This window comes from uncultured Methanobrevibacter sp. (assembly GCF_902788255.1).
GTDB lineage: Archaea > Methanobacteriota > Methanobacteria > Methanobacteriales > Methanobacteriaceae > Methanocatella.
Window position 1 is genome coordinate 1 of sequence record NZ_CADAJR010000047.1, and the last position, 9,881, is coordinate 9,881.

The 9,881-nt window shown below is 37.3% G+C and carries 9 protein-coding genes; 4 read left to right on the forward strand and 5 right to left on the reverse strand.

The window, feature by feature from the left end:
* Window positions 1-114: 114 nt before the first annotated feature.
* From QZV03_RS10700 to QZV03_RS10715, 4 genes are all read right to left on the reverse strand, one after another.
* The gene (locus tag QZV03_RS10700) at window positions 115-615 is read right to left on the reverse strand and encodes a hypothetical protein (RefSeq protein WP_296876662.1); all 501 of its coding nucleotides are present in this window, start codon (window positions 613-615) and stop codon (window positions 115-117) included.
* A 180-nt stretch (window positions 616-795) separates the two neighbouring features.
* Entirely contained in the window at window positions 796-2,094 is a 1,299-nt protein-coding gene (thiC, locus tag QZV03_RS10705) for a phosphomethylpyrimidine synthase (RefSeq protein WP_296876663.1), read from the reverse strand.
* A gap of 230 nt (window positions 2,095-2,324) precedes the next feature.
* The gene (locus QZV03_RS10710; RefSeq protein ID WP_296876665.1) at window positions 2,325-3,239 is read right to left on the reverse strand and encodes a carbohydrate kinase family protein; all 915 of its coding nucleotides are present in this window, start codon (window positions 3,237-3,239) and stop codon (window positions 2,325-2,327) included.
* 172 nt (window positions 3,240-3,411) lie between these two features.
* On the reverse strand, window positions 3,412-4,281 hold the full coding sequence (locus QZV03_RS10715) for a LysR family transcriptional regulator (RefSeq protein WP_296876666.1): 870 nt from the start codon (window positions 4,279-4,281) through the stop codon (window positions 3,412-3,414).
* A 57-nt stretch (window positions 4,282-4,338) separates the two neighbouring features.
* Here QZV03_RS10715 and hxlB point away from each other — a divergent pair, with 57 nt between their 5' ends.
* On the forward strand, window positions 4,339-4,929 hold the full coding sequence (gene hxlB, locus QZV03_RS10720; protein WP_296876668.1) for a 6-phospho-3-hexuloisomerase: 591 nt from the start codon (window positions 4,339-4,341) through the stop codon (window positions 4,927-4,929).
* On the opposite strand, the gene fdhD is transcribed toward hxlB, so the two are convergent.
* Window positions 4,921-5,667, reverse strand: a complete 747-nt coding sequence (gene fdhD, locus QZV03_RS10725) for a formate dehydrogenase accessory sulfurtransferase FdhD (RefSeq protein ID WP_296876670.1) — start codon at window positions 5,665-5,667, stop codon at window positions 4,921-4,923. The two genes, hxlB and fdhD, sit on opposite strands and share 9 nt — an antisense overlap.
* Before the next feature lie 619 nt (window positions 5,668-6,286).
* Between fdhD and QZV03_RS10730 the strand changes: the two genes are divergently transcribed.
* The 3 genes from QZV03_RS10730 to QZV03_RS10740 all read left to right on the forward strand — a co-directional run.
* Window positions 6,287-7,093, forward strand: a complete 807-nt coding sequence (locus QZV03_RS10730; RefSeq protein ID WP_296876672.1) for a formate/nitrite transporter family protein — start codon at window positions 6,287-6,289, stop codon at window positions 7,091-7,093.
* A gap of 83 nt (window positions 7,094-7,176) precedes the next feature.
* Window positions 7,177-9,342, forward strand: a complete 2,166-nt coding sequence (gene fdhF, locus QZV03_RS10735) for a formate dehydrogenase subunit alpha (protein WP_394350693.1) — start codon at window positions 7,177-7,179, stop codon at window positions 9,340-9,342.
* A 17-nt stretch (window positions 9,343-9,359) separates the two neighbouring features.
* On the forward strand, window positions 9,360-9,881 hold a 522-nt coding region (locus QZV03_RS10740), incomplete at its 3' end, for a coenzyme F420 hydrogenase/dehydrogenase beta subunit N-terminal domain-containing protein (RefSeq protein WP_296876674.1).

Below are 9,881 nucleotides of genomic sequence, written 5' to 3' on the forward strand. Positions count from 1 at the left end.
TAATATTTTGAACCGGTGGGACTACGGGAATAGCCTAGAAAACGCCAAATAAACAAGTGGCACAAAAAAACAAATCTAGGAATCCTCGACTTCTACAAAGTCGAGGTAGTTCAACTATTTGATTACGGATTCGATAGTTGCATCATCCGGTCCGTTAACTTCAACGATTTTACCGTCTTTGATGAATTCGAATGTTGGAGTGTTGTCATTATATTTGTTTTCGAAGTAAATTCCTTCGATTCCAGCCATTGTTTTTTCAACAGAAGTGTCGTCTTCAGGAGTTAAACTATTGTATTGGGTATCGTCTGAGAAGTATACTTTTGTAATGATTTCTTTATCTCCATTGATGAATGAGCATACTGAGTATTTTGCATCTTTTGGATCATCAGCTTTTTCAGCTAATTTTTGTGCACTTTCGTTTTCTTTGTATCCGTCAGGGATGGTAAAGTCAATACCCTGTAAGTTTAATTTTCCATTTTCTAATTTCATTTGTCCTCCATCAGAATTGCTGCTGTCACTGGAGGAGAAGTCAAAACTCCAACCTTCTGCACTTACTGCGCTTACGGTAATACAAATTGCGAGTAAAGCTACTCCAATCATTAAAATTTTCTTCATTTTTTCACCTTTTAATTTTAACATGATAAATATCAATGTTATAATTATATTTCAATATTGTAAAATATATATGTTTTTATTTGAATGAAGTTTGATTAAAAATTTTCATCTATGAAGATTTTTTAAAAAAATAAGTGGGGGTGCTGGCGAGATTAAGTCTCCCCAGCCAAAATTAAAAAACTATTTGATTAAATCTGAGTCGGATTGGTCCAACCATTCGTTAACGATTTTTACCGCACAGAAGTTACCGCACATGGTACATGTGTCTTCCTCTTCAGGAGGTCTTTGGTCTCTTTTTGCACGTGCAGCTTCCGGAAACATTGCACATTCATATTGTGCTTCCCAGTCAAGTCTTTTACGAGCTTCTGCCATTTTAAGGTCCTGTGAACCGTCGATTTGTCCGGTTGCAAGGTCACCTGCATATGCTCCTATTTTGGTTGCAATTACTCCCTCTTTCACGTCTTCAGGATTAGGTAATGCGAGGTGTTCTGCAGGGGTAACGTAACAAATGAAATCCGCTCCTGCTTTAGCGGAGGATGCCGCTCCGATTGCGGATACGATGTGGTCATAACCAGGTGCAACGTCACATACGATAGGTCCGAGCATGTAAAATGGTGCGTTTGAACACATTTTCTTTTGAATCATTACGTTGGTTGGGATTTCATTGATTGGAATGTGTCCCGGTCCTTCAATCATACATTGCACTCCAGCTTCACGGGACCTGTCGATTAGCTCTCCTAAAATGATCAATTCTTGTATTTGTGCCCTGTCTGTTGAGTCAGCAATGGACCCTGCTCTCATACCGTTAGCCAGTGACAGTACCACATCATGCTCTTTGGCGATTTCGAGAACATAGTCGAAGTTTGCATACAATGGGTTTTCCTTTTCGTTTTCCACAATCCATCCGGACATGAATGATCCTCCACGGGATACGAGTCCGGTTACACGGCCTTGCCTTTTGAGTCTGGTTAATGTTTCAATGTTGATACTGCTGTGAACAGCCATGAAGTCAATACCGTCTTTTGCCTGTTTTTCAATTGTATTGAAGAGGTCATCTTCGTCCATGTATACTACTGAACCGTCTCTGCGGATACTTTCTATTGCTGCCTGATATACTGGTACTGATCCCACAGGCAATGGGGACATGTCAAGCACTCTGCGTCTGATTACGTCCAAATCTCCGCCGATACTCAATTCCATTAAACAGTCTGCACCGTTGTCGATTGCTATTTGTGCCTTATGTACCTCTTCATCAAAATCAACGATGTCTGTTGATGTTCCGACTGTAGCGTTTACTTTTGTTCTAAGTCCTGCACCAATACCTGATGCTTCAATGTCCCTGTTGACGTTGCTTGGTATTACTATTGTTCCTTCTGCCACTGATTTCAGGATGAAGTCTTCGGATACATTTTCAATTTTTGCAACATGTTTCATTTCTTCGGTCAATATGCCTTTTTTTGCATCACTAATCTGTGTCATAATTTCCCTCAATTAATCTTTAAAACAGTCAAATTTATTTTAATTTTTTCTCATATGAATTTGATAATTTCTTATTTTAATTTAATAGTATATAAATTAGTAGGATAATCTTAATTCAAGAAATTTTGATATGAGTCAACTTTTTTTTAAAAAATAGGATATTTGTGAGGTATATATTAAAAATAAGGTAGTATTGATAAAAATAAAGTAAAATTGAAAAAATGTAGGAATTAGTAAAATTCGCTCATTCTTTCAAATGCTTCATCAAAGGTTGGCATATTGGTTTGACAACCTTGATGTTGAATAATAAATGAAGAAACAGATGATGCAAACTTGGCAGATTCTTCAAGAGATTCTCCATTTAAAAATCTTGATAAGAATCCTGCTCTGTAGGAATCTCCTGCACCGGTTGGGTCAACCGCTTCAGTTGGAATGGCATCGATAATGATTTTGTCTTCATTTGAATAGATTTCACATCCTTTTGCTCCACAGGTTTTGACAATGATTTTAGGACCCATTTGTCTTAATTGTGCTAAATCCACCTCAAGAGCGTCCAGAATTCTTTCAATTTCGTGATGATTACCGAAAAGAATGGTTGTGTTTTCGATGACATCGCATAATTTTTTGGTATCGTACATTCCAAGGTCTTGACCAGGGTCAAAGGATACGAGAAGATCTTGATTTTTCGCTTCCTGTGAACATTTCCAGTTGAATTCAGGGTCTCCTGTTGCAAGGTGAACCGCTTCAGCATTTTCAATTGCTTTTACAGGAACTTTGCTTTGAGCAAATTCCTTTGCAGCACCCCAGTAGAAATAACTTATCTGGTCGTCATTGTCGTCGGTCAGGACAAATGCTGTTGGGGTCTCTTCACCAGGAACAATAATTAACGAATCAGTGTCAATACCTAAATTTTGCATGTGTTCATAGTATTCGGTTCTTTTGAAATCTCCACCTACTGCTGATACAAGTGAAGTTTTTAATCCTAATTTCGCTCCAACACACGCTACATTTGCGGCTGCTCCACCATTAAATGTTTTCATTTTTGTGATTGGGGCTGAAAAATTAGCTTTTGGAAATTCAGGCACTCTAATAATGTAATCATGAGCAGAGTGACCAATTGCTAGTAAATCTCTGTTTTTAACCATAATATCGCCTTTTTATCTAATAATTTAATATTGTGTTTCATCATTATTTAATGTTTTGAAAGTGCACACGGTCGCATGTGTGAACCTTCACAAAAACATACTGTAACATGAGTGAATGCACTTAGTTATATTATTATATACATATTCAATTTTGCCGAGAGCATTTGGTAATCTAACCCATCGGAGTAAAACCCTCATCTTCAATGGATTTTTGGGCATCATTAAGCAGAAACCTTACAAAATCATCAACTTCTGATTTATCTTCATTAACCTTGACAATACTGATTACATGTTGGGTGTCATATTTTAAAAGTTCGTTTCCCTTAAAGTAACTGGCATTCAAAAAGGTGTAGAGGTTTTCAGAATTTCTAACCATCTTAAAGGCATCAAATTGTGAGGCAACGCTTTCCTTGATATTATATTCAATATCATAATGGTTCAGGCTGTTCCAGGCTAGCCTTTGGGCAGAACCGCTGACATTAACAAAGTCAAGTCCCTCCAAATCGGATATGCTTTCAATATTCTTTGATTTGGGGCTTGAAACTAAAACAAGATAATCGTAAGCTATTGGCATGAAGTTAATGTCACGTTCATAGGCTATCAAAGGGTCGTCCAAGGTCAAAATGTCTACCGCTCCTCTTTTTGCAAGTTCGAATGCATCCTCGTCACTGCTGCTGTAGATGTTGAGATTGAACGGGGTGTCTATACTTTCCAGAAGGCCTGTGCTGATGTGTCCTCCCACAATGTTTATTGTGGAGGTCTTTTCGATTTGGATCATATATTTTCTATATTCATCAAGCAAATTTTCCCCGGCGGATGTCAAAACACTGCCGTTTCCTATTTTTTCAGTCAACTTGACGCCTAACTTCTCTTCAGCCTTCAGAAATCTTCTGTTGAATACGGTATGTGATATCCCCAATTCCTTTGCCGATCTCCTCTGGGATTTGGTACGGGATAGTGATTCCAGACTCTGGTATAATTTATGGTCATAAATTTCACCATTAATCTTAAGACTGATTAGACCCTCGCTTTCAAATTTCATTAATTATATATAAAATTGTAATCATAATTAATAATATTGATTTATGGGTTAGATAAAATGGAAATAATGAAAACCTCTATTAAAGCTATATTGGATAATATTGTACGAGCAGAAGAATATTTGGATGAAGATACCGTTAATCAGTTTGAAGAGATTATCATGGAGTCTAAGAACATATTCGTTACAGGAGCCGGGAGGTCAGGTCTTGCAGCTAAGGCGTTTGCAATGAGACTGATGCATTTGGGCTTAAGCGCATATGTTGTAGGGGAAACAATCTCTCCAGCCATTCATGATGACGACTGCATAATAGCGATTTCAGGTTCTGGTGAAACAAACACCATCGTTTCTGCGGCCAGCATTGCAAAAAATAGAGGTTCAAAAGTTTTAGCCGTTACATCTTACCCAGATTCCAGCTTAGGTCAATTGGCTGATGGTTATATACTAGTTAAAGGAAGAACTCAAAAGGAAGATGACGATGAAAACTATATGAAACGTCAAATCCATGGTAACTATACTTCCCTGACTCCATTGGGTACTGCATTTGAACTTACAACATTGGTATTCCTGGACGCTATCGTTTCCGAGCTAATGGAAAAAATGCAGCAGACCGAAAGTGATTTGAAATCAAGACATACAGTATTAGAATAGAATACGGCCTTGATTATTATAGATGTTACAGCGTTGGCCTCTCAAAAAGCCGACCAATGTAATATTTCCTTTTTTTGCAATATTATATCCTGAATTAGCGGGAGCTGCGTTTGATGCAAGAATTGGCACACCTGCCCTTGTCATCTTTATGACCATGTCCGCAGGCATCCTTCCGCTGTATATTACATAGGAATGTTTCAGGTCAAAATCATGTAATATTCCGTATCCTATCACCTTATCAACCGCTACATGACGGCTTACATCCTCTTTTACAATGAACTGGTCTTTGTAAACTATTCCGGCTACATGTGTTCCACCGGTTGCCTGCCATATCTCGGCATTGTCCTTCAGCTCTTCAATGCGGTCAATAAGTTCATGGACATCAACCTGGAAATCTGACTCTACAGGATTCACGTCCTTGATTTTGCTTCTCCATCCTCCGGCTGAATCTGAACACAATACGGTTTCATTGGTCTTAAGTAGGGTGTCGTCTATTTCAACATTAATCTGCGGTCCGTCAATCTCGATGCTTTTGATGTCATCTAGAGATTTTACCATGTTTTCGTTGAATAGGTATCCCACTGCAAATTCCTTAAGGGAGTCTTCAATTGCAGATAGGCTACGTGAAATGTCTCCGTTTATTGTTAGTGTTATAGTTTCATCCTTAACGACTTTCTCTTTTGTTTGTTTGTGGGTATCATTTTTAAAATTTATTGCATCGATCTCTTCAATTTTCATAATTTCACCCTCATATAATAATATAGTATTTTTTTTAATAAAATAGTGATGTGTTGCAATGTAAAGTTTGAGTGGTGTTCACCGTTATAAATTGATGTAATGTGATTCGATTTAACTGCATTATTTTTATATTTTCTTTGATAATTTATTTGTAAACTAATTTTGATGTTTTTTTTAGGTAATTCTAAATTCGGTCTGTTTTTTTTAATTAATTCATTATTTCAGGATGTGTATTTTGTATCAATTTAGGCGATAGGTGTCGATTTAAAATTATTTTCATATTGTTAATATTTCTTTAAAATTCGTTTAAAATTAATTAAACGTTATTATTTTTAAAAATTGTCGATTTCAAATAATTTATAGAATAAATAAAAATTTCTAAAGTGGTGGTTGGCTAAAAAAAGTGAATTTTCACGATGTGTATATAATCCATCATGATTTATCATTACATTAATTTATATTATTTTGTAGTATTTAAATATTTCTTTTAAGTTCTAATGAAAAATCTTTTTTATATAGATAATCCATATATATTATCATAATACTTTTTGAACTAAAATTGTGGGATTCATTCAGTATTATGAAATTAAATTAAAAGGGAATAAAAGAGGTTGATAAAATGAGTTCATCTTTTAAAAGTCCAGTAGACACTGCGAAAGCAATTTCCGCAACTGCTGGAGCAAAAAACTCTGCAAATATCGTTAATGTAATATTACTCTCCTTTTTAGCAGGAGCATATATTGCATTCGGTGGTTTATTAGCAGTAGTAGCTAGTGCTGGTATGTTAAAAGCTGGCGCACCTGTAGGTTTAGAAAAATTCGTATTCGGTGCAGTGTTCCCTGTAGGATTGATTATTGTTGTCCTCGCAGGATCTGAATTATTCACTGGAAATGTCATGTTTATGACCATCGGTGTTTTAGACGGTTCCGCATCTGTTGGCGGTCTCGCTAAAAACTGGGTTCTCAGTTGGATTTTCAACTTTGTAGGTGCTTTATTCGTTGCATACGTTTTAGCATTTATGGGTGGAATCACTCCTACTGACGCAACCGCACCTGCTTATGCAATTTCCGCAAAAGCAATTGCCGTAGCTGAAGGTAAAGTAACTATGCCTTTCACCGCAGCTGTTATTAAGGCTATTGGTTGTAACTGGCTTGTATGTTTAGCTGTATGGTTAGCTAACGCATCAGACGATATCATCGGTAAAATCGTTGGTATTTGGTTCCCAATTATGGCTTTCGTTACCATCGGATTTGAGCACAGTGTTGCAAACATGTTCTTCATACCATTAGGTATGTTCTTAGGTGCTAAAGGCGTAACTTGGAGTACTATCATCGTTAACAACTTAATCCCAGTTACCATTGGTAACATTATCGGTGGAGCTATCTTTGTAGCATGTATCTACTGGTACACCTACTTAAAAGAATAAGCTAGTAAACTTTTAAAGAAGCTTTATAAAGCTTCTTTTTTTTAAATTATTTTATAAAAAATATATATTTTGGAGATTATAAAATGGTTGAAATTAAATATGTTCCAACAATCTGTCCATACTGTGGTACTGGTTGTGGACTCAACTTCGTTGTAAAAGACGAAAAAATTGTTGGTGTAGAACCTTTAAAAAGACACCCTGTAAATGAGGGTAAAGTATGTCCTAAAGGAAACTTTGGATACCAGTTTATTAATAGGGAAGACAGATTAACTACTCCTTTAATAAAAGAAAACGGTGAATTCAGAGAAGCATCATGGGATGAAGCATTAGACCTTGTTGCTAACAAACTCAAAGAAGTATCTGACGAAGATCCAAACAAAGTTGGATTCTACGCATGTGCTCGTTCACCAAACGAAAACATTTACATTACTCAAAAATTAGCAAGAGTAGCTTGTGGAACCCAAAACGTAGACCACTGTGCACGTATCTGTCACGGTCCTACTGTAGCAGGTTTAGCTAACACTTTCGGATCAGGTGCTATGACCAACGGATTCGACAGTATTAAAGAAGCAGACTATATCTTCTGTATTGGATCAAACAACATGGAAGCACACCCATTATTCGGACGTAAATTAATCCAAGCAAAACAAAACGGTGCTAAATTAGTTGTATTAGACCCAAGATTCACTCCTACTGCTAAAATCGCAGATGAATATGTTCAATTTGAAACCGGTACTGACGTAGCTTTAATGAACGCTATGATCAAAGTAATCATCGACAGAGGATTACAAGACGAAGAGTTCATCCACTACAGAACCAAAGGTTTCGAAGAAATGAAAGAAGTTGTACAAAAATACACTTTAGACATGGCTTCCGAAATTACCGGAATCAAACCTGAAGTAATTGAACACTTAGCTATTGATTACGCATCTGCTGACAAAGCTGCTATCGTATACTCATTAGGTATTACTGAACACTCTCACGGAGCAGACAACGTTATGTCCACCGCAAACCTCGCAATGTTAACTGGTAACATTGGTAGACAAGGTACCGGTGTAAACCCATTAAGAGGACAAAACAACGTACAAGGTGCTTGTGATATGGGTGCATTACCTTCCGATTACGTAGGTTACAGAAAAGTTAAAGACCCAGAAACTACCGCATGGTTCAACGACTACTACAGTGGATACGGTTACGAAGTAAACTTACCAACCACTCCTGGTTTAACCTTAGTAGAAATGATGAACGCTGCTCACGCTGGTGACTTAAAAGTATTATACATCCACGGGGAAGACCCAGTTCTCTCTGATGCTGATGTAGCTCACACAAAAGAAGCTTTAGCTAACTTAGAAATGTTAGTTGTACAAGAATGTTTCTTAACCGATACCGCACAATGTGCTGATGTTGTATTACCTGCAGCAGGTTGGGGTGAACAAGAAGGTACCTTCACCAGTGGTGAAAGAAGAGTACAATGCTTACACAAAGCACAAGAACCTCCTGAAGGCGCATGGGTAGACTGGAAAATCATGGAAGAAATCGCTGTCAGAATGGGCGTACCAAGAGAATTATTCCACTACGAATCTGCTGAAGAAATCTTTGACGAAATCAGAGAATGTGCTCCTATCATGGCAGGTATGAACCGTGAAAGATTAGACACTCCTGAAGCACTCCACTGGCCTTGTCCTTCCGAAGACGACCCATGTCAACCATTAATGCACAAAGTTAAATTTGCACACCCTGATGGTTTAGGTGTCTTCCAAGCATTAGAACACAAAGGACCTGTCGAAACTGTAGATGATGAATACCCATTATTATTAACTACTACAAGGATCTTGTTCCACTACCACGCTGCAATGACCAGAAGATGTGAAACATTAAACAACGAAGTTAAAACTGGTTTCATTGAAATCAACAGTAAAGATGCTGAAGCAAGAGGAATTTTAAACGGTGAAGTAGTAAGAGCTTTCTCAAGAAGAGGAGAAATTGCAATTCCTGCTCGTGTAACTGACGACATCAAAGAAGGTATTGTAAACATTCCAATGCACTTCGTAGAATGTGCTGCAAATGTATTAACCAACTCCGATTCATTCGACCCTAAATCCAAAATGGTTGAATTAAAAGCTTGTGCTATCCAAGTAGAAAAACTCCCAGAAGTTGTTGAAATGAAAGGAGAAGTCTACAAAGAAGGTACTGACACTGAAATTAAAGCTGAAAACATGGCAACTACCACCGTAAAAGTAGGTAAATAAATAGGGAGTAGATTTAAATGAGCGCAAAAATTAACGATATGTACTACGCATACTCTGCTATTGAAGATATCAAAGAAAAAGGAGAGTACGGAGGAGTAGTAACTACCATCATGAAATACTTATTAGAAGAAGGTATTGTTGACGGTGTTGTTGGCGTAACCCAAGGTCACGATATTTACGATGGTGTACCAACTCTCATCACTGACCCTGCTGACGTTATTAAAACTGCAGGATCCATTCACTGTGGTACTTTAAACATTGCTAAATTTGTATCCAAATACTTAGATGGTGCAAGATACATGAAACTTGCTGTTGCATGTAAACCATGTGATGCAATGACCATCCGTGAATTAATGAAAAAAGGAAAAATCATCGAAGAAAACGTTATTATGATCGGTGTTAACTGTGGCGGAACTATGTCACCTGTTCCAACCATGAATATGATTAGAGATGTATACGATTTAGATCCTAAAGACGTTGTCAAAGAAGAAATCGCTAAAGGTAAACTCATCATGGAAACTGCTGACGGCGAAAAAGCT